A 25432-nucleotide genomic window follows, 5' to 3' on the forward strand; every position below is an offset into this window, starting at 1 on the left:
CACAGCGTTTTAATGGAACTATAGACGAAATGAGAATATGGAATTATTCAAGAAACCAAACTGAGATTCAATCAACCATGAATAGCGAATTGTATGGCAATGAAATAGGCTTAGTTGGATATTGGAAATTTAATGAGCAATTGGGGCTTATAGCATATGATGCTACATCGAATTCTAATAATGCCAACTTATCAGGTGATGCAAGTTTTGTTAGTTCATCAGCTCCTGTTAATCAAATAACGACACAAAATAATGCAATAGCCTTCGATGGTAGTGGAGATTATATTGAGATTCCGTACAGTAACAATTGGGAATTTGGTACCGACGATTTTACAATTGCTTTTTGGATGACTCTCGACAATCTATCATTGGTTCATGATGGATTATTTGGGAGAAACGATTTTCAATGGATAGCAATGGAATATAATCACGATAGTGACCATCGTTTAAATCTTTGGATTGATGACAATGGTTCGGGATGGCAATTAAATAATGTAAAACCTTCAAAAACGGATTGGATTATTGATACATGGTATCATATTGCTGTGGTCAGAACAGGAAATTTGATAAAGATTTTTATTGATGGTATAGAATACACCAGCAATAGCTACACATATCAAGTTCAAAACCCATCTTCGATTCCTATATATTTTGGCAGGAGCCAGTTGTCGAACCGAAATCACAATGGTAAAATTGATGATATCAGAATCTATAATATAGCCCACAACGAGATTGAACTTCAAAACATAATTAACAATGAGCTTACAGGAAACGAAATTGGATTGTTAGGATATTGGAATTGTAACGAAACCTCAGGAAATATTGCCTACGACCAGTCAACCTTTAATAATTATGCAACTTTATATGGAGATGCAGCATTTGTAAGCTCAAATTCGCCGCTTACACCTCCAAATGGGAATATGCCATTTTCTCCTGTTAGCCCAACAGGGATACCGTATAATATTGTAATTACAAATTTATTGATTGATGGAATGCAGCCAGGTATTGGTTCGCAAATCGGAGTTTTCGACGACACCTTATGTGTTGGTGCTATCACTTATTCGAATAGCGGAAATATGCAACTTATTGCATGGCAGGGCGACCAAAATCAAAATCTTGCTGGTTTTACTCCAGGCGATACCATGATTTTTAAACTCTACACAAATTGGTATTCGAACATCGAAATTTTTGAAGCTGTGCCAACTTATGTTCAAGGAAACGGAACTTTCGGAAATGGTTCGTTTGCTGTTGTAGACCTAAATATTTCAACAGGGCTTTCACCAGATGTTAGTATTTCAGATACTTTGTTGAATTTTAATGCTTTAGAAATAAATACTAGCCTTAATGATACAGTAATTATCACGAACAATGGAAATGCTAATCTTCAAATATTGAATATTTCGACCAGTTTATCAGATTTTACAACAAATGTTTTTTCCGGATTTTTGCTTCCGGGACAATCAGATACAATAATTGTAACTTTCACTCCTACGAGTGTTGCAATCTATCAGGAAACATTGACAATTGAAACCGATCATCCTACCCAAAGTATTATTGAAATAGAACTTTATGGTACAGGTCTGCCAACTGCAACTCCACAAATATCGGTAACTCCATCATATTTGAATTTTGGAAATATTGCAGTAAATACCAGTGTTTCGCTAAATATTAATGTAAATAATTCCGGTAATGGCGATCTTTCTGTAACAAATATTACAAGTTCAAATTCAGCATTTTCAGTAATCGGAAATACTTTCTTCACTTTAGGACAAAATGGAAATCAGGATGTCGAAATCCAATTTTCACCAACAAGCTTAGGAGTTTTTTCAGGTTCAGTAACAGTTTTCTCTAATGATGGAGATATATCAATTCCAATTGGTGGAATTGTTACAGATGGACATTTTACATCTGTTCAACCTACAGGATTGCCTTATAATATTATTGTTCAAAATGCAGAAGTTCAAGGTTTTAATATAGAAATTGGAGATGAAATTGCTGCTTTTGATGATACACTTTGTGTAGGAGTTAGTAATTCGGCAAATGGAAAATCGGCTAGTTTTGATGGGAGTGGAGATTATATTGAAATACCTGATGACTCCAATTGGGATTTTGGTAGTGGCGATTTCTCCGTTTCGCTTTGGGCTAATCCATCATCTTTTTCATCAAATAATACCTACATCGAAATTGGACATTGGTCAAATTCCTTTATTATTAGGCAAAATAGCTCTAGTAGCTTATATGTTTATATGTGGAACTCATCTTATTCATATTCATATAATCCTTCACTAAATCAATGGTTTCATATTACAGTTCGGAGAATGAATGGTATATTAAATTTGTTTATAAATGGGAATCAAATTGGTAACAGTTACAATTGTACTCATAATTTCCAGCCAAGTAATGTTGTCCGAATAGGCTCTTCTGTACATACATCCGGACAGTATTTCAACGGAAATATAGATGAAGTTAGGATTTGGAATTATGCACGTTCTCAAACCGAAATACAATCGGACATGAATAATAAACTTCTCGGCAACGAATCCGGACTTGTTGGATATTGGAATTTTGACAATAATTCGGCTAATGATTTGACTTCAAACGGAAACCACGGAACTTTTTATGGAAATACATATATTGAAAACGAGAGTCCAATTTCTGCAGACCACAATATTGTAGCCTGGCAAGAAGATTTGAACCAGTCTTTGACAGGTTTCACTATTGGCGATACCATGAATTTTAAAATATGGACAAATATTTATAATACTGATGTTGAAGTAGATGCACAAGCAGTTTACATTATTGGAGATGGTACTTTTGGCTTTGGACAATATTCTGTTTTAAACCTTAGTGGAGATGCCGGAATTGAGCCCGACATTTCAGTATCAAGCAATTATGTTTATGTTGGACAGGTTGAAATGAATCAATCTGTTACCGCAGATATCGTTATTTATAATAATGGAAATGCTCTTTTAGAAGTTGATCTTTCAGATAATTCTGATTCTTATACTCACAATATTTCTAATGCTTTGATTAATGCAGGAGATTCATTAATTGTTTCAATAACATTTTCTCCAACTTTTGCAGGAAATCATTCCGGAGTTCTGACAATTTTGAGCGATGATCCTGATACATACGAAATTCCAGTTTCGCTTGATGGTTTTGCTCTTCCTGTAGGAATTGCAAATGGAACAGTTTCTACAACTGAACTAAATTTTGGGAATGTAAACTTGAACGATACAGCCACTTTAAGTTTTAATGTTATAAATATTGGAACAGCACCTTTACAAATTAGCAGCATCACTTCAATAAATGGAGCTTTCACTATCAACCCTACAAGCTTCAGTCTTCAAAATACCAACGATAATCAGGAAGTATTTATAAACTTTGTCCCGACTACTGTTCAAGCATATAATTCAACAATTACAATTTCAACTAATGCCGGAAATCTTACTCTTTCTGCAAATGGCCTGGGATTTGATGGATATTTTGTTCCAGTAGTTTCAACTGGTTTACCTTATACAATTGTAATTCAAAATACAAACCTGACAGAATTTTGGGAAGTTGGAGATGAAATTGCAGTTTTTGATGATACAATTTGTGTAGGAGTTGTGGCAATTAGCTCTTTGACAGGAAATATTCAACTTACTGCATGGCAAGCTGATCCTACTTTGAATCTTGCAGGATTTACTTCCGGCGATACTATGCAATTTAAATCATGGACAGAAATAAATGGATTCCCGTGTGAGTTTAATGCAAATGCAACTTATATTCTCGGTGATGGAACATTTGGATATGGTCAGTATTCTGTTGTTGAATTAAGTTTTATTACTCCAGAAATTTCAGTTAACCCCATGGAGTTTTTTGTTGCTCTTGATGAACCGGATTCATCCTTAGAAACACTTTCAATAACTAATTCTGGAATTGTTGAACTTGATTATAATATTTCCCATACTCATAATAATGATAATATTATTGGAAATTCTTTATTATTGGACGGAGATAATGACTATTTATCAGTTTCTAGTCAATATAATAATTTGGACCAAACAACACTTGAAGCATGGATTTATCCCATGGGGTTAAGTGGACACCAATGGATATTTAGTAATGGAAGGGATTGTTGCACGCCTAATGGAGGATTTAATTTTTATTATAATGGTGCAAATCTATATTGTTCTGTTTGGAGAAGTAGTGACAACCAAATGATTAGTATTAATGCACCTAATGTAATTACACAAAATGAGTGGCAACATGTATCAATGAAATACGATGGTTTTCAGCTATTTCTATATGTTAATGGTAATGAAGTAATCTCTTCAATTGTTTATTCTCAATCATCAATACTTAACGGATCAAATAGCTTGCATATGGGTGTACTAGCTTATTCAGTCCCTACTTACTATGATTACTATGGAATGATTGATGAAGTTAGAATTTGGGATATTGCTCGAACAGAAAGTGAGATCGCAGATAACTATACAAAATCTTTATCTGGAAATGAGCTTGGATTGCTTGGCTATTGGAATTTTGATGATACTACTACAACTGATTTAACTGTGAATGGCAATAATGGTATTTTGAATGGTGATGCAAGTATCACTGAAATAAATGCACCTATAGTAAATTGGCTCTCCATTTCAAACCTAACTGGTATTGTACCTCCTTTAGGAACAACCAATATTATGCTTGATATTAATTCAACTGGATTGATTGATGGATTGTATGAAACAGAATTGGTTATTGATAACAATACTCTACATAATTCACCAGTAATTATTCCTATATCGCTAAATGTAACAGGAAATGCTCAAATTGCAGCAAGTCCTGACAATCTTATATTTAGTGAAATTATTGTTGGCGAAACGGAAACTTTAAGTATTCAGATTCAAAATATCGGAACAGATGTATTACATATCGACTCTGTTTTCAACTCACCAGCACAATTCCAGCTAACCAATTTAATCGCTTTTCCAGATAGTATATCTCCTTTAGCTTATGCAACACTTGAAGTAACATTTGCTCCAATTTCCGATGGTTTGTTTTTAGATACTTTATATATATTGTCGGATGCCTCAAATTTTGACACATTACTCATTACTCTATTGGGAACCGGTTTGACACCACCAAATATTGAAGTTCAAAATACATCTTGGACTGATACTTTAACTTCTGGTATTATCGAAACCGATACATTTTATATTGCAAATAGTGGACAAGCCAATTTGGTTTTTTCAATTAATAATACAATTTCGTGGCTGTCATTAATCCCAAGTTCAGGCTCAGTACCTGTGAACGACAGTTTAGCAATTGTTCTAAATATTTCAACAATAGGAGTTTATGCTGGGGTTTATACAAATTCGTTCAGTATTATTTCAAACGACCTTACAAATCCTGAAATTATTTTCAATCTTGATCTAAATGTTCTCGGTTCGCCTGAATTGACAGTTGTTGATAATATCAATTTTGGAACAGTGGACGTTGGCACAACTGGAAATTATTCTTTAATTCTTGAAAATTCTGGGACAGACACATTATTTATTGACTCCATTGAATTGTCGTCACTATATTTTGCTAATAGCGGACAAAATAGTTTTTTCATACTACCAGGACAGACTGATACTCTTCCACTTGAGTTTAGCCCAAGTTTGAGCATATTGTATTCAGGAATTTTAACTGTTTATTCAAATGCAAGTAATATTCCTGTCAAGCAAATTGTATTGCAGGGAATGGGTAATCTTCCTCAAGATATTTCACTCTTACCCGATTCAATAAATATTACAATGACTTCGGGTTCTGCTCAATCTCAAAATATTACCATATCTAATGATGGTGGACAAGATTTGAACTACAGCATTTCCATTGATAATCCTGCAAAATCGGCATTAAGTTTAGATGGAACCGGCGATTATCTGAATATAATAAATACTGCTAGCCTAAATCCCGACACTGCAATTACCATTGAAGCTTGGATTTATCCAAATGATGATAATCAGGAGTTTATAGTTGCAAAAGAATATTCGTCAGTTGGGACATACCGGCTTTGGATAAACGAAGATGGAAAATACCAATTTACATTAAACAATAGTAAAACAGTTGTTTCCAGTTCGCTTGCTACAATTGGAAATTGGACTCATATTGCTGCAAGTTGCGATGGTAGCAAAATGCAAATTTTCATTAATGGAATTCTTGATGCAGAATTAATTTGGTATCCATTCACAATTAGTGCAAATACTGCAAATTTGAGAATTGGTCGTTCTCATTTGAATGAATATTTTGATGGTTATATCGACGAACTCCGAATTTGGGATGTAGCTCGCAACGAATCTGAAATTCAATCAGTTATGAATCAATCATTGCTTGGCACCGAAACTGGTTTAGTTTTATATTATAAATTTGATGAAAGCTCTGGCAATATTGCAATTGATGAAAGTTCAAATTCTAATAATGGAACTTTCTATGGAAATTCGAGCAGGACAAATTCAGGAATTAATTTTAATAACTTTTTATCACTTTCGTCGAATTCAGGAACTGTAGGTGCAATGTCCTCGCAAACAATTTCAGCAGATTTTGATGCAAATAATCTTATTGCAAATATTTTTGAGCAAAACATAAATGTTTCTTCAAACGATCCTGATGAACCCTTACTGACAATACCTGTTTCATTAAATGTTACCGGATTAAGTTCAATTAGTGCTTCTACTTTAGCTTTGAATTTTGCAAATACCTACATTGGACAAAGCGATACTTTGGCGTTTACGGTCAGTAACAATGGAGCTGAAAGAATAATTATTGGTTCATGGAATTTTAGCAATAACGATTTTTCTGTGTCTCTGCCTTATACAGAAATTTATCCATTATCTGAAAAAAATGTTGAAATTTATTTTTCTCCATCAAGTTCCGGTGTAATTTCTGAAACCTTAAGTTTGATGAGTGATGCAGCAAATATTCCAAATTTAGAAATCAGTTTAAATGGTTTAGGACTTGATCCTCCAATAGTTTCTGTCGATACATCCATGTTTTCCAGTGTCCTGAATTGGGGAAATTCTGAAACGCAATATTTAACAATCTATAATTCTGGAGACGGAGCTATGAACTGGGATCTTGCAGGATTCGATTCAAATTGGCTCACTTTATCTGATACAATTGGAGTTGTCCCGGCTCACGATTCTGTTATAGTTAGTCTTGATTTTAATGGTACGAACGATGGAGGAACTTATACTTCAAATCTTCTTTTGAATACAAATGACTATACAAATCCTCAGCTGAACATTTCCGTTTCATTAGAAATAAATGGCGCTCTGTTTTCTATTGATGTAAATCAATTATCAAACTATGTAACATTTGAGGAATTTAAAACCGACACCTTCATAATTTTAAATACGGGAATAGGACCTTTAGATTTCACACTTAGCGAAAGTGTCGCTTGGCTTAGTTTGAATAGCTATTCTGGAACAATTCCTATTGGCGAAAACGATACAATTATTGTAACATATGATGGTAATTTTGCACACGGAACTTATATTACAAATATTGATTTTATTACAAACGATCCTTCAAATCTGACATTCAATCTTCCTGTTTCTTTAGAGATTTTACATGCAACATTAGTTTCGATTCCGAGTACTTTGAATTTTGGATATGCTGTAAAAGATATTGGAGAAACTTTAAATTTTACACTTCTAAATAATGGAAATGTTGATATAACAATTGATAGTTTATATTCTGTAGCCCCTTTCTCGCCTGATGCCAATTATGCCGGATTTTTTCTTGCCGCAGGTAGCTCAATTGATATTCCAATTTTCTTTATGCCGGCAGCACTTTTAACTTACAGCGAATTGCTCACAGTTGAAACCTCTGTTGGAATTTTCAATTTTCCTCTCGAAGGAATAGGGGAGCAGGCTCAGGCAGCTTGGTCGTATTCCTGGTCCGATTGGGATTTTGGCCTCGTAGATATAATGGCTGGAGCTACCAAAAACCTCGTAATTTACAATACTGGAAATATTCCATTTACTATGGATGACTGGAATTTGTCGAATGATATTTTTACTATTTCTGATACAATTTTCACAATTGGAGTTGGTCAATCCAAAACCATTGAAGTTGGTTTTAATCCTGACACTGTGGGTATTTTCGAAGGTGTTATTTTATGGACTGTAAATTCTATTGGCACTAAAGAACTTTTACTTGACGGTAGAGGATTTTATTTGTCTCAGGCTCCAATTTTGACTTATGTTGACGATATTGATTATGGTGGTACAAATGGAGTTTATCCTCTCATTGGAAATACTTCTCAATATTTTGAATATAAAGTGATTTATACTGATGCCGATAATAATCCACCAATGATAGGTTATCCAATTGTTGGAATTGATAAAAATGGCGATGCCGATTTTCTCGATTCGGGCGAAGATGAAATTCTGATGTATGAAGTTGATGCAAGCGATAATACTTATACTGATGGAAAAACATATTCTTTTGTAACAACCTTACCATTAAATCAACTCTTGGGCTATTCATTTTTTGCCTACGATTCTCTCGGAAATCAATCAATTGGAGAAGGAGTGAATTATCGTTCCGATCCACTTGTCAGCAACGATATGCTTGATATTTCAATATATGCAAACGATATAAATTTCTCGGATTTGACACCGGCAGTTGGCCAGGAAATCACAATTACTGCAACTGTTCATAACAATTCCGATTATCCGGCTTCAAACATTAGTGTTAAATTTTATGAAGAAGATTCATTCTTGGTTGAATTATTCATACCTTATCTTTCAGGGCAATCTCAATCAAATGTTTCTATCAATCATGTTTTCCCTATTGATGAATATTATCCAATAAAAGTAGTTATTGATGAACAAAACTTTTTAATAGAAGATAATGAATTAAACAATTTTGCTATCAGACCTGTTTTAGTTGGAGAATTTTCCATCCCCGGACAAATTGTAGTTACGGCAGGAATTACTCCATCAACTGTTTCGCCATGGGGAACCTTGCATTATTATGGTCATGCCGATTATGTTAATTCATACGATCCAAATTCAAATGTTGCCGGAGCATTAGTAACAATGACAGTTCCTGCTACAGGAATTACCTACACAAGCTACACAAATGCAAATGGAGATTTTGATATTTATTTTTCTGCTCCGGGAGATGTTGGAACCTATGCTGTGAATGCTACAGTTACAGATTTCACGCTTCTGGCAAATGCACCAACTGTTTACTTTACTGTTTTCGTACCAAACGAAATAATTTGGGGACCGGATCTCGCTATCACTTATTGGTGGGGAACAGATATTCATTGGACGAGCGAATGTCGTAGAATTGGAGAGCCGATTGATGTAACAGCCTATGTTACAAATATTGGAAATGTAACTGCATACCAAGTGTTTAATCATATTTTTCAAGATAATAATTTGATTTTTACAGAAACTTTCGATTCTATTCCTCCCGGAACAAATAAGGTAATTAATTTTACTGTAACTTACAACACTGTAGGATATCACTCAGTAAGTGTCGATATTGACCCGAATGATGTAATTGCTGAGCTTTCGGAATGGAATAATTATGGCTCAAAAACTAGATATATTTATCCGCTCGAAGCAGACTTAAATCCAAATGATATTTGGTTTAGCGACAATTCACCTCTCGAAGGGCAGCCCATAAATATGACTTTTTCCATCAGGAATTTGCAGTGTACTTATTCTGACATAACTGATGCAAATATTTATCATATTTACGGCACCGATACCACAAAATTAGCTACTTTGCCAGTTGACCAGATTTCAAGTTTTGGCTACGATTATTTATATCTATATAATCAGGTATTTACAGATCTTGGATGGCACTATATTTTAATTGAAGTAGATTCGGCAGATTTGGTAGTTGAAACCAACGAATTTAATAATTCATACATGGAAGGCTTTTATGTAGAACAAGCAATTGCAGACCTTACAATTTCCGATATTTCATTTTCAGCATATAATCCCGATATGGGAGATTTAATCAATTTTACTGCAACAGTTTGGAACAATGGAACTGCCGATGCCGATAGTTTTTATGTGAGATATTATATTGATGGCACACAACTTAGCGATTCTATCCTCATCGAACATCTGCCCTCATTTACCAATATATTAATTACCTCTGATCCGTGGTTGGTTGCGGACTGTGAGCATTTGGTTTCAGCAACTGTAGATGAAGATGACTTTATTCTTGAAACAAACGAATACAACAATTATACTGAAAGGCGTATCGGTTATGATTTTGTGCCGAGTTTATATCCATATTATTATTCGAGCAACATAAATGTACTTGTGGGTTCTACAGTTACTCTAAAATCCAGAATCTACAATAATGGAACATTTGATGCCGATACGGTATTTGTATCTTATCTGATTGATGGAGTTTTGGAACATTACGATGGAATTCCATTGATAAATCATCAAAGTTATTCAGGCTCGCAGGTTTTGCATACATTCCCCTTTACAGGCGATTATGTTGTGAAAATATGGGCAGATATGATTTATCCTGATTCTACGCGCTATTGCGAATGGGACGAAAATAACAACTGGACATATTTATATGTTCATGTCTATGGAGAGGATCCTGATTTAGAGGTACTCTCACAACATATTTCACCAACCGAATTGAATCCTGATCCCGACGAAGTGGTTAATATTTTTGGTTCATTTACTAACAACGGAAATGTTGCGACCGGACCATTTTATGTGCGTTTTTATGTAAATAGTGTTCAACTTGGAGATTCTGTCTATGTTTCAGGACTATTGGCACACGAAGATTCTACAGTAGCTTGTACTGACTCATTTTCCTCGCCACTTATTGGAACTCATGTTATTAGAGTTACGCTCGATGAAGTTGAGCAACAAGTTCAAGAATACAATGAATTGAATAATGAAGCCAGCCGGGCAATAATTGTTGGCGATGCTCCAGATATGATGTTCTCCGATGCTGGAGGAATTTGGCTATCGGACACATTCCCAGATATTGGCGACCAAATTATTATTAACGGAGTGGTTGAAAATAATGGTGGAGCTACCGGAACGGCAAATCTTAATTATTATGTAATTTACGATTTAGACACAACATGGATTACGACTGTTCAATTTATTGCAGCACCATACGATTCCATTGATGTACCAATTAATTGGAATGTTACAGTTCCTTACGGAAGAATATATTTGACAATAACAAATTGCACTCCCGATGAATTTAATACTTTCAATAATACAGAATATCTTGATTTTGGAACACCACTTCCATCTATAATTGCTGATATATCGTCTTCCTCAAATGCTATTTGTCTTGGGGATACAGTTCAGTTAAGTGCATCTGCCAGCGGTGGCTCAGGTTCATTTTTATACTCCTGGACTTCTTCTCCGGCAGGTTTTTCCAGCACCAGTCAAAATATTACTGTTGTTCCAAATGTTTCTACCACATATTCAGTTTTGGTGGATGATGGTTATCACACAACAACTGCTTCATTTTATGTAAATGTAAGCAATGTAATTGTCAATCTTGGTAGCGACATTAGCCTTTGTGATGGCGAAACTGCCACTTTAGATCCAGGCTATTATGCATCATTTTTGTGGTCAGATTCTTCAATAAGTCAAACAATTGTAGTTTCAGATAATGGTAATTATTCAGTTACAGTTACTGACGGATTTGGTTGTACCGATTCCGATGGAATAAATATTTATGTTTATCCTAATCCGGAAATTGATTTGGGTGCAGATACTACAATTTGTGAAGGCTCTGTTCTAACTCTAAACCCTGGGAATTTTACAAGTTATTTATGGACTACACAAGAAACAACACAAACTATTGATATTGCAGATGCCGGCATTTTTAGCGTTTTTGTTACCGATATAAATGGATGTACAGCATCTGATATTATAGAACTTAGTGTTATTCCTCTTTCTGTTTATTTAGGCTCAGATACAAGTGTTTGCGAAGCTGAGAATGTAATTTTAGATGCGGGAGTATTTTCAAGTTATTTATGGTCAACTCAAGAAACAACACAAACAATTTCTGCAATCTTTCCGGGAGTTTATAGTCTCACAGTTACTGATACTACAGGCTGCTCAAACTCCGATGAAATTATTATAACAGTTAATTCTTTGCCTGCTGTTGATTTGGGTGCAAATGTAGAATTGTGTGAAGGCGAGTTTGCAATACTTTCCGGAGGTCAGTTTGCAAATTATTTATGGTCTGAGGGCGGAACAAATCAGACAATAAGCGTGAATGAAGCAGATATGTATTTCCTAACGGTTACAGATGGTTTTGCTTGTGAAAATGTTGATAGTGTTGAAGTTTTTGTAAATCCATTGCCTGATCTATATCTTGGAGAAGATATTGAAATTTGCAATGGTTCAGCAGCAACAATTGATGCAGGTGTTTTCGATTCATATTTATGGTCAAATCAAGAAACAACTCAAACCATTGATGTCCAATTGGCTGGAACATATTTTGTTGTTGTAAGCGATACCAATGACTGCGAAGCAAGTGATACTATAATGGTCAGCTCAGTTTCAGTAATTGTAGATCTTGGTGCAGATACAACAATTTGTCAGGGAGAATCCGTAGTCTTAGATGCCGGTATTTATCAGGACTATCTCTGGTCAAATCAGGAAACAACACAATCTATAGCAGTTTCAGTAACAGGAACATATAGTTTAACAATTAGCGATACTTCAGGATGCTCAGTATCAGATGAAATAATTATTACGGTGAATCCTTTGCCTGCGGTTGATTTAGGCAATGATCTTGATATTTGCGAAGGCTCATTTGCCACACTCAATGGTGGACAATTTGCGAGCTATCTTTGGTCTGATGGCGGAACCGACCAAACAATAACAGTAAATGAAACAGATACCTACTATCTGACCGTAAGTGATGGTTTTGCTTGTACGAATAATGATAGCGTGGAAGTTTTTGTTCATGCTTTACCAATAGTAAATCTTGGTGCAGATATTGAAATTTGTGAAGCTTCATATGAAACCCTTGATGCAGGAGTTTTTGATACATACCTCTGGTCAACACAGGAAACCACTCAAACAATTGATGTAGAAATTGCAGGGACATTTATTGTATTTGTTACAGATACAAATGCTTGTACTAACTCCGACACAATTATTGTCAGTATAATTCCGCTCTCGGTAGATCTTGGCAATGATATTGAAGCTTGCGATGGAATATTTATTAATTTAAATGCCGGTGTTTATTCAAGTTATTTATGGTCAACTCAAGAAACAACACAAGAAATCGTAGTAAATACCTCCGGAATTTATAGTCTCACAGTTACAGATACAACAGCTTGTTCAAATTCTGATGATATAGAAATTGTTTTGAATCCTCTTCCAAATGTAAATCTTGGTAATGATCTAACTGTTTGTGAAGGAGATAATGTTACATTATCAGGCGGACAGTTTGCTACATATTTTTGGTCAAACGGATCTACTCAACAAAGCTTAACAACAAACATAACCGGAACCTATTACCTTACAGTAACAGATGGAAACGGCTGTTTGAATTATGATAATATTAGCGTATTTACTAATCCTCTGCCAAATGTCAGTTTTGCCGGATTACAAGCAAGCTATTGTCCATACGAATTAGGAGATTCATTGTTTGGAAATCCTGTGGGTGGAAGCTTTTCAGGTCCAGCAATTTTTGGCGATTATTTTTATCCTCCCGGAACAAACCCTGGAATTTATGAAATAATATATTCATACACTGACATTTATAATTGTACAAATTCAGATACTCAATCTGTTGAAATTTTCAGTTTGCCAAATGTTAGTTTCACCGGACTTAGTTCATTATATTTTGATAATGATCCACAAGATACTCTTATAGGTTCACCATCAGGGGGAATATTTAATGGTTCTGGAATGTCGAGCAATGTTTTTAGTCCGGCTTCATCGGGTGTTGGATATTTCACAATTTCTTACGTATATGCAGATTCAAATACCTGTATTTCAACTGCTGTACAATCTGTTACAGTAACTTCTGCTTTTTCACTCGATGGGCAATTACATTACGATAACCTAAATTTAACGGCTATGCCAAATTCAAAAGTTTATTTATTTGATAATTTGGGGATTGTATTAGATTCTTCACAAACTGGTACAGATGGTGAATTTGTATTTGATCAGCTTATAAATGGAAATTATAGTTTGACGGCTTCAACTGAATTGCCTTTTGGCGGAATAAATGCTACTGACGCTCTTCTAATTCAACGACATATTGTTTACATTGAATTATTGGATGGATTAAAATTAGAAGCAGCAGATGTTAACCTGAGTTCAACCATAAGTAGCTTAGATGCTCTTCTTGTTTTAAGACGCACAGTTGGATATATTTCCTCATTTGATGCCGGCGATTGGATTTTCGAAAATCCGGAGATAATAATTAACAATGCTGATTTTACTGAAGATTTTGCAGGTTTATGCCTTGGAGATGTTAATGCCTCAAATACTTATTCTTCTTCAAAAAATCTTGAGTCAAGTTTAACTTTAATAAATGACAGGACAATAAATGTTTCTGTTGGAGAATATTTCGATTTGCCGATAAGTAGCACAAATAGCCTGGATTTGGGAGCTTTCACTTTGATATTGTCATATTCCGGCAAACTTTGTGAAGTTGTTGAAATTAGCTCAAAAGCAGAAGGAATGTTATATAATGTAGTTGAAAATGAAATAAGAATTGCTTGGAGTAATGCATTTCCAATTCATTTCAATGAAAATGAAGAAATTCTTTCAATAAAAATGCTAAGAACAGAAAACACCGAAAGTGAACCAAGAATTAATCTTAGTTATGAAAGTGAATTTGCAGATGAAAATGCGACGGTGCTTCAAGGAATTGCGATTTCCGTTCCTTCGATAAAAACTGTAGGTCTGAATTCAGAATTTTCACTCAGCCATAATTGTCCGAATCCATTCAGTAATATTACAAACATTAAGTATGAATTGCCCGAATTTGCTCATGTTAAATTAGTTGTTCAAAATATGCTGGGTGAGCAAATAGCAATAATTGTTAATGAAGAACAGCAAATTGGAAAATATGAAGTTGAATTTGATGGTTCATCATATGCTTCAGGCATTTATTTATACAAAATTTATGTTGAAGGTGAAAGCAATAATTATTCTGAAACTAAAAAAATGAATATATTTAGGTAATACATTTAAACACATAAGTTTATATAAGATATAAAGTGAATTAATAAATAAAAAATATATACCATGAAAAAATTATTTTCATTAGTTGCTTCCATAATAATGTTCACAACATTTTCATATTCTCAAGCTTTTTTTAAAGCCGATTCTGTTATTGCAAATGTTGGCGATAGTGTGATTGTCAGTATCGATGTAGGTAATATTTCGAATGTTGGTTCAATGACTTTATATTTAGAGTTCGATCAAAATGTATTGTCGTGGGGAAGAGCCCTGAATTGGAACAATGAATTGCTAAACGGACAACATCTTGCAAATGCAAACAATGGAGTTGTAGCAATTTCCTGGGCTTCATTAAGTGGAATTAATATTACAAATGGAAAATTGCTTGACTTGAAGTTTCTTTTCAACGGGCAAAATTCGCCTATCGAATTTTCATCAAATTGTGAAATTACCGATTCCATTGGAAACTTGATTCTTCCGACACCAAATTATATTGATGGTTATGTGTCAGTTGGAATTGATGTTAGCATAATGTCTTTTTTTCCAACCATTTGCCTTGGCGACAGTATTCAGCTTGGAACAACCGTTTATGGTGGATTTGGAAACTATACATATACTTGGGCATCCGAACCTGTAGGATTTGTTTCTGCTGTTCCACATCCATATGTGTCACCTTTAGTTACAACAACTTATTCTGTTACAGTGAGCGATGGAACTAATACGGGAAATTCATCTTTAACAATTAGTATTTTTTCAGAAGGAATTCCTTCACAAGTTAGTAATATGCTTCCTTCAGATAGTGCAACAACTTTATCAATGCCAATAAATCTTTCATGGATGCCTGCAAACAATGCTACTTTGTACGATATTTATATTTGGGAAGTTGGTGGAAGCATTTCGCAGTTTCCAGAATTTCCTGACCAAAGTCTTATAAATATGTCATTAAATAACCAAGTTGAGTATGGTAGTTCATACAATTGGCAGGTAGTTTCAAAAAATCAGTGCTTTGAGGTAGCAGGACCCATTCAAAACTTCACTCTTAGAAATCTACCTGATATAGTTGTAAATAATATTCAAACCTCACCGTCTATTTTTTCAGGACAAGATTTGGCTGTTGAATGGGAAGTGAAAAATATAGGTTTAGGTGGTTCATTATCACAAACTTGGAACGATGCCGTTTATCTTTCAAATGATACTGTTTTAAGTTCGGATGATACTGAACTTGGTAGAATTCAGAATGTTAGTGCATTAGATACTAATGAAAGTTATATACAAAATCAATTGTTTTATATTCCTGCCACTATTTTCGGTGAATATTATATTATTGTTTATACTGATGTTTCAAATCATTTGCTGGAAAGCAACAACAATAATAATGAATCATTTGATATATCTGCAGCAGTCTTGACAATCACACTTCCACCCAAATCAGATTTAGTTGTAAATTCAGTTGGAATACCAAACTCAGTTTTTTCAGGAAATACAATTAATGTAAACTACTTTGTAGAAAATTCTGGTTTTGCAAATGCAATTGGTGAGAATAGACATGTCAGCTCATACTATATATACCAATTAGCAAATTGCTCTTACTACGAACATCATTGGTATGACGGCATATATATATCTACTGATTCAATTTTTAATTCAAATAATAGTACTCTTTTAAATTCCAACTATATTGGCTTTAGATATGAAGAATTTAGTATTCCTGCAAACTGCGATGTCTATTCCGATTGGTATAGTTTTCCTGACTATCTTCCGGTAGATAGTATTTATAATCAAATTGCGCAGGTGAATATTCCACATTCATATTATGGAGATTATTTTATCCATGTAATTACAGATTATAATGGAAAAGCCGAAGAATTAGACAATACCAACAATTTAAGGACAAGCAATAAAATTAGTGTAACATTAACTCCTCCACCAAATCTGGTTGTTAATAGTATTTCAGCTCCGGCAAGTGCAAATTCAGGCTCACAAATTACGGTCAATTGGCAAGGGAAAAACGTTGGAGCAAATGCCCCGGTTGAAGATTTATGGAAGGATAAAATATACCTTTCAACATTAGATACTTTCAATTATGAATTTGTTGATGAAGTTGACTCGAAATATATTTTTGGAGGAAATGATTTGTTGCCAGATTCTACTTATTCTGAATCATTCACATTTTCATTACCTCATGGAATTTCTGGACAATATTATATTTATATTCACACAGATTGTGACAATCAGGTTTTTGAATATACTTATGATAATGATAATATTTCGAGATTAGATATTCCAATTAATGTTAGCCTTACACCGTATGCCGATTTAATTGTTCAAGATGTTCAATTGCCAGCAAATATAGTAGCTGGAACCGCAACCCAAGTAACATATACAATTAAAAATCAAGGAATTGGAACTGCCATAAGTTCTTGGAGTGATAGACTTTACATCTCATCAAGCCTTCAATGGAATCCGGGATGGGCACAATCTTTAGTAACTGCATCGCATTTTACAAATCTGGATACAGGGCAAACTTATACTACTACTGTAACTTTTACAATGCCTTTAAATATTATAGGAAACCACTATCTTTTTGTTTATACTGATGTTTATGACAATATTTTTGAGTATTTGTATGAAGGTAATAATGTTGGTGTTTCTGCAGTATTTGGCGATGTTGATACAAGTAGTAGTGGTAGTGGTACTGTATATACACCAGACACAACTTATTCCGACTTGATTGTAACAAATTTAACTAGTCCTGCAACTGCTTATTCGGGACTTCCAATGACTTATTCATGGGAAGTTACTAATAATGGAAATTATCAAACAAGCTCAACTTATTGGTATGATAGATTTTATTTATCGAGCGATAATGTTTATAGTAATGATGATATTTATTTAGGACAAAAAGTATATAATGGTATGATGTTGCCTACAACTTCATATTCCTCAAATTGGAGTTTAACAATTCCTCATGGATTATCCGGTTCTTACTATTTACTTTTTTATACTGATTACTACGATCATAATAATGAAGATACATTATTTTATAATAACAAAACTGAAAATACAATAAATATCATTTTATCTGATCCACCCGATTTGGTAGTCGATAATTTTACTATTCCTACTAATCTTATTGCAGGTCAGCAAATTACTGTTCCATTTACGATAACGAATCAAGGTAGTGGAGTAACAGTTGAGAATTCATGGACGGAAGGGTTTTATTTAAGTTCATCGAATGATTTGAGTTATGGGAATCATTCTATAACCTCCTATAATCACAGTGGTGCATTAGTTTCAGGAGCCTCATATTCGGGTAGTATAACTATGAATATTCCTTCAGGAATTTCAGGAAATTACTTTTTTATAATAAAAACGAATAAATATAATAATGTTTATGAACATAATAATGGAGGAAATAATATTTTATATCAAGCTGTTTCAATTTCAACCCCGGACCCATCTGACTTAATTGTTACTTCTGTTTCGATGCCTGATAGTGTTGATTTAGGTCAAAATTTAGATATAAATTATACAATTAAAAATGTTGGTACGCACGTTGCTACTGGCTTTTTGCGTGATGCACTCTATTTTTCGTCAGATAATACCTATGATGGCTCTGTGGACAGAATGCTCGGAATGAAAGATAAAAATATCACTCTAAATCCGGGAGATTCTATAACAGACATAATTTCGGGAAAAACCCCAGGAGTAACCCCTGGTGGATATTATAATATTGGAAGAACTAATATCTTAAATCAGGTTTATGAATCGGATTATTTAAATAATAAATTGATTTCTCAGGATACAGTTGTTCTTTCAATAAATGAATTATTTTTAGATATAAGCGAAACAAATACCCTCGATATTGGCGATATACTATATTATAAGGTAAATGTTGCTAACGACCTTGATCTTTTAATAAGTCTTACAAGTAATCAAAGTAATGGTTCAAATGAAGTATATGTTGCATTTGGTCGTGTCCCTTCACTAAGCGATTTCGATTATATGTTTGAGACCCCACAGGCTGTAAATCAGCAAGTTTTAGTTCCATCAACACAAGCAGGCGATTATTATATTTTGATTAAAACTCCAACAAATTTCTACGGATTTCAGGAAATTGCTATTCTTGCTGAAGCTTTGCCATTTAGCATTTTGAGTATTTCTCCCGATACTGTTGGGCAAGGAATTGTTAGTAGTAGAATTAAAGGAGCAGGATTTACATCTCAAACTTCATTTACGCTAATAGATACTTTAGATAATATTGTTAATACTGCTGTAATAAGTAGTTATGAAAATAGTATGAATCTTGAGGTACAATGGGATTTAGAAACAGTTCCTTTAGGTACTTATACTGTAAGGGCTATTGAAGATGCAGATACAGTTTTGGTTATTAATGGTTTAACTATTGAAGCTTCAAGCGGAATGTTAATTGATTATAACTCTGTTTCTCCAAATTTGGTTCGTGTAGGAAATAATGGCTCCTATGCTTTCTATTTTCAAAATGTTGGAAATGTCGATATTCCATTTTTTAAAGGTGATTTTACAATTCCGATTTCTACAACGGTTGTTAATTTGAATGTTTCAGATAAAATTTTCTCAATGAGCGATTTCATGGAAAATTATTCCCAAGATGTTGAGGATTGGATGGAGTATGCAAATTATAAATATGTTCCAATTTTTGGTAGAAATATTAAACCAGGCGAAATAGCCTCAGTAAGTTTAATTGTCAGTGGATTTTATTCAGCTGTTTTTCCAATCAGAATTAGAGCCAGAGCTTATACTTCTTCAGAATTTATTGAAACACAATTAGGGTTTGCCGAAGGATTACGGCAACAAATGTTAGGTGATCCTGCAAGTTTTGATGTTGATCAAAATACAGAAATGCTTTATTATCTAAGCGATAGAACAATCTGGAGAGACGAAATTATTTCAGCATATATTTCATCGGGATTTTTAACAAGCTTTGATACTACCGGATTTAATTGGAATTGCCTTGCTTGTTTATACGGTTATACAGGCGATTTTACCGGTGGAGGATATTCAGGAAGTTATACTTTTGATCCGGGTTTAAGTCCGGGAACAGATTCATATGTAAATGAAACATTCGGACAAGGAGAGGATTATCTATGGGAAATTAATAAATATCATGGAGGAGCAGGAATAAACCCTGGCTGGGATTTGGTTTCAGCCTCCGGAACAATCACAGTCACTTCAACAGCTCTAAATCCGTTTGTAGTTCGTATTGCTTCATTAGACTATTATAACAATCCCGACTATCTTGCGGGATGGTATCCGGCAGTTGATAAGTGTTGGCCAATTGCAATTGCAGATGGAGGTTTTGTTGGTTTTGACGTAAATAAGTTTGCAATTGATGTTTCTCGATTTACAACTTACAATATTCTTTATGGAGGTAGTTTTTCATTATCATTGTTTGGAACTGATTCGTTAGTGCTATGTTTTACTGCTCATGTTCCTCTTCCAGGAGAAACTGGGGTTCCAGGCGGACCTGGTGCTCCCGGAGAACCCGGTAGTCCGGGTGGACCTGGTGGTCCAGGTTCAGGAATAACTCCTCCTGGAGACGGCGGACCTGGTGGCGATGGCGGACCTGGTGTAAATCCTGGAGACATTGGACAGCCTGGTGGACCTGGCGGTCCTGGTGGACCCGGTGGTCCCGGACAACCTGGTGGTCCCGGCGGTCCTGGTGGACCTGGTGGTCCCGGTGGTCCCGGTTCAGGACCCGGTGGTCCTGGTGGACCTGGAGGTCCTGGTGGTCCAAGTGGACCCGGTGGTTCTGGTCCCGGTTCAACTGGTCCGAGTGGTCCAAGTGGACCTACTGGTCCAAGTAGCCCGGGTTCCGGTCCTGGTTCAGGACCCGGTTCTGGTCCAGGAGGTTCTAGTGGATCCGGTGGTCCAAGTGGTCCAGGGGGCAACGTTCCTTGTAGCTCTGATAATCTTGGTCAACAAATGTGTAATGACTTTTTTGATGCTGCCGGATGTGCTTGGGCATATTATGGATGTGGTGGTATGATTTTACTTGGATGTACTGGTGGTCCTATAGGTTGTTTAATAGGGGCAGCTGGATGTGGACTAGGTTTATATAACTGCCATACAGGAGGAAATAGTGTTACAAATACTTTAGGTTGTTTTACTAGTTTTGGTGATGCTGCACTTTGTGCCGGAAGGTATTTATGTAATGCAGTGGTAACATCTTGTGATCCGAACGATATTATCGGGCCAAAAGGATATGGTGATGGAAAATTTGTGTCAGTCAATGAAACCCTTCCTTTTACAATTAGATTTGAGAACGATTCTACTTTTGCAACAGCAGCAGCTCAACGTGTAGAAATTCGTCAAACTCTTGATGATAACCTTGATCCATTATCTTTCAGAGTAAGAGATTTTGGTTTTGGAATAGACTTTTTTGCTATAAATCAGAATATTGCTTCGTATTTTACAGTCATTGATATGCCTGATTCCTTGGGTTATGATGTTGAATTTACTGCAGGAGTTGATGTTGTAAGCAATGAACTTTTCTGGGTTTTTCAAGCAATTGATCCTTTAACAGGATTGCCTCCAACCGATGCTTTAACCGGTTTTCTGCCAATAAATGATACTTTAAGTTCTGGCGAAGGATTTGTAAGTTATATAATTGAACCAAAAAATTCTTCACAAACCGGCGATACAATTTTTGCAGAAGCAGAAATAGTTTTCGATATTAATCCTCCTATAAATACACCTGAGATTTTCAATATTATTGATGCTTATCCACCAGAGAGTTTTGTAGATTCTTTACCTATAGTGAGCGATACTACTACAATTATTTTAAACCTTATTGGGCAAGACGATAACAATGGTTCAGGTATAGCAAGTTTTAAATTATATGTTTGTGAAAATAATGCAGAATTTGAATTTGTACAAGAATATCATCCTGACAGTATTGTTTATTTCACAGGAACAGATAACACAACATATGGCTTCTTTACAATAGCCACGGATAATGTTGGAAATACCGAAGAAATGAAAGAATGTGCTGATGCTACAACAATAATTAATCCAAGCGAATTCTCTTTAAGTGGTTATATTACTTATGAAAATGATTTTAATTCACCTTTAGAAAATCTACAGCTATATTTAGAAAATACTGAAGGGATAATAGTCGATTCAACAACATCTTCAGTAGGAGGATTTTATGAATTTAGTTCAAATCAAGCAGGAATATATTTACTTGATATATATTCGCCGATACCATGGAATGGAGTAAATTCTACTGATGCTCTAATACTAAATAAATTTACTGTTGGAGCATTTGCATTAAGCCAATTTAGGCAAATTGCCGGCGATGTTAATGCAAGTAATTATATAAACGCTACTGATGGTTTATTAGTAAAAAGACGAACTATTTCAAGCATATCGGCATTTCCGTCAGGAGATTGGTTGTACAGTTCAGACACTATTGTTCTGAATACTATGCTCAATTACGATATTCAAGGATTATGTTTTGGAGATGTAAATGCTTCTTATTTGCCACCTTCTAGTAATAATTCCAAATCTGCCTTAACACCAACTGTTAATCTTCAAAATGCAGAAACCATAGAAACCAAACTTAACGAAATGGTAAATATTCCGGTAATTGCTAATGATGAAATGGAAATTGCAGCAATTTCTTTGTTTATTGAATATCCTGCCGAATTTATTGAAGTAATGGATATTAAATCAAAATATAATGAACTCATGTTCAATATTACTGGTAACGAAATAAAGATTGCCTGGGATTCTTTGTCTCCCATAAATTTCATGGCAAATGATACTATTATTTTCATTGAAGCAAAAACCATTGATAGACCTGACAATTCTATAGTAAGTTTTGATCTTTCTCCATATTGCGAATTTGCCGATGGCGATGCAAATGTTATTAATCAAGTTTTGCTTTCTATTCCAAAAATTCATATCTCAGAAAGCACGGAGTTTTTCATGAGCAATAATTACCCAAATCCATTTATTGAGACTACTGAAATTGAGTTTCAGATACCTGAATATTCGCATGTTATAATTAATTTATATAATATGTTTGGTGAAAAAATTTCAAAGATTATTGATGAAAATAAAGAATCTGGCAGATATAAAGTTACTATAGATGCAAATAATTTACCTTCAGGAGTTTATCAATATCAAATTGAAGTAGATGGCTTAACAAGAGATTACATCAAATCTAAAGAAATGGTAATTCTAAAATAATTAACTGAATAATATTTTCTATGAATAGGATTATAAAAATAGTTATAGCTCTGGTTTTTTTGACAATTACAAATATTTATTGTCAAAATCCAAATATCTCATTGTCAAGTGAATCTGCTTGTATGGGCGATACTATTTTGGTTCCCATCAATTTCGAGAATTTGAACAATATTGGAGCAATTTCCATTTTCATAGAATACGATACAAATGTATTAGAATTTGATACTATTTCTAATGTTCACTCCCTAACTCCAAATGTATTAAGCAATTCAATGCCATCAATAAATGGAGGTTTACAAGTTGGTTTGGTTTGGAGTGCTTTTTTTGCGGGAGCAAATATTGGAACTGCTCATTGGTTAGATTTGCAATTCATATATAAAAATGATTCATGCGATCTCAGTTTTAGCAATTTATGCGAAATAGGCGACTATAATGCAAATGTTTTAAATGTTGATTTCCTTAACGGTTTTATAAATTCAAATTCGCTGCCAACAATACTTTCTCAGCCACAAAATATCACAGCAACTGAAAACCAAAATGTAATTTTTGATATTCTTGCTGAAAATGCAAGTTTTTTCCAATGGCAAATGAATGATGGTTCTAATTGGATTAATATTGCTAATTTCGGGATATTCTCAGGCGCTAATACCTCAGAACTTCAAATCTCAAATGTTACTTTAAGTTTAAATAATGTTCCATTCAGATGTTATGTAGAAGGTTGTAATTCAACGTTTTCTAATTCAGCAAGCCTTTTTGTAGATACTTTTACAGGAATCGAAGGAAATAGTGCAAAATCATATTTTCAGTTGTTTCAAAACTATCCGAACCCATTTGATGAAACTTCTAAAATTTCATTTCTTCTTCACGAGAGTGGCAATGTTATAATTAAGATTATCAGCCCTTTAGGGGAAACTATAATGCAGGAAAATTTGAAATATTTGACTAATGGGATTTATGAAATTAATATTGATGCAGATGATTTTGAAAAGGGAGTTTATTTCTACGAACTGAATTTTAGTTCTGGGAATATTTCCATTTCAGATACTAAGAAAATGCTCATTACAAGATAGATAATATAAATTTTAAAAATATATATAATGAAAAAATTAGTTCTACTTACTTGTTTATTCGCAATTTTAAGTGCCAATTTATACTCGCAAACAGTTTCTGTTGAAAATATATCAGCAAATCCTGGCGACACAATTCAAGTGCCGATAAATCTTAATAGTTTTACTAATATTGGAGCAATTACTTTGTTTATTGGTTTCGATACCAGTGTTTTAGATTTTGACACTCTCGTAAATATTAATCCTCAATTTGCTGGAACAATGGGAAACTTTATGCCAAATTTGCAACAAGTAGGGATTGCCTGGAATGCAACATTATCGGGAATTAACGTATCCAATGGTAATTTTTGTGAACTACAGTTTGTTTATAATGGAGCTTCCTCCGACCTGATTTTTCAGTCGGCTTGCGAAATTGCCGATTACAATGGTATTCCTTTGCCGGTTAGTTACATAAATGGTAGCGTAAGTTTTGATTCAACTCTAAATGTTAGTTTTACGGGACTAAATTCAACTTATTGCATTAATTCCAATTCAAGTATTTTGACAGCTGTTCCGGCAGGCGGAATTTTCTCCGGGCAAGGAATGATTGGCGATCTATTTAATCCGGTAATTGCTGGAGAAGGTACATTTGAAATTATTTATTCATATATTAATCCTTTGGGGCAATTTGGAAGCGATACACAATCAGTTTCTGTATATCTTTTGCCAGAAGTTAGTTTTACAGGGCTTGCTGAAGAATATTGCCTTGATGAAATTGGTTCTCCATTGACCGGCTCGCCCGCTGGTGGCACTTTTACTGGAACCGGAATGGTAGGAAATACATTTGAACCATCTATTCCGGGTGTAGGATATTCAATTGTAATTTATGCTTTTACCGATACAAATGCTTGCACAAATACACAAAGTCAATATACTACGGTTAATCCTATT

At 34.4% G+C, this 25432-nt stretch carries 4 protein-coding genes; all 4 read left to right on the forward strand.

Annotated elements, in window-relative coordinates:
- The first annotated feature begins 29 nt into the window (after positions 1-29).
- Positions 30-15203: a choice-of-anchor D domain-containing protein gene (locus HN894_04180; GenBank protein MBT7142514.1), complete on the forward strand. Its 15174-nt coding sequence runs from the start codon at positions 30-32 to the stop codon at positions 15201-15203.
- A 63-nt stretch (positions 15204-15266) separates the two neighbouring features.
- Positions 15267-23435 carry a T9SS type A sorting domain-containing protein gene (locus HN894_04185; GenBank protein ID MBT7142515.1) on the forward strand — a complete coding sequence of 2723 codons (8169 nt, stop codon included), beginning with the start codon at positions 15267-15269 and terminating at the stop codon, positions 23433-23435.
- 20 nt (positions 23436-23455) lie between these two features.
- Positions 23456-24505 (forward strand): T9SS type A sorting domain-containing protein, encoded by a 1050-nt coding sequence (locus HN894_04190; GenBank protein MBT7142516.1) that lies wholly within the window; start codon positions 23456-23458, stop codon positions 24503-24505.
- A 27-nt stretch (positions 24506-24532) separates the two neighbouring features.
- Positions 24533-25432, forward strand: a 900-nt coding sequence (locus tag HN894_04195; GenBank protein ID MBT7142517.1) for a hypothetical protein, incomplete at its 3' end; no start/stop codon positions are given.

Source organism: Bacteroidota bacterium, from assembly GCA_018692315.1.
In the GTDB taxonomy this organism is placed as follows: domain Bacteria; phylum Bacteroidota; class Bacteroidia; order Bacteroidales; family JABHKC01; genus JABHKC01.

What these genes read in the sequence shown, in the direction of transcription:
- HN894_04185 (MBT7142515.1), top strand. Translation starts at nt 15,267, where the DNA reads ATGAAAAAATTATTTTCATTAGTTGCTTCCATAATAATGTTCACAACA.
- HN894_04180 (MBT7142514.1), top strand. Translation starts at nt 30, where the DNA reads ATGAGAATATGGAATTATTCAAGAAACCAAACTGAGATTCAATCAACC.
- HN894_04190 (MBT7142516.1), top strand. Translation starts at nt 23,456, where the DNA reads ATGAATAGGATTATAAAAATAGTTATAGCTCTGGTTTTTTTGACAATT.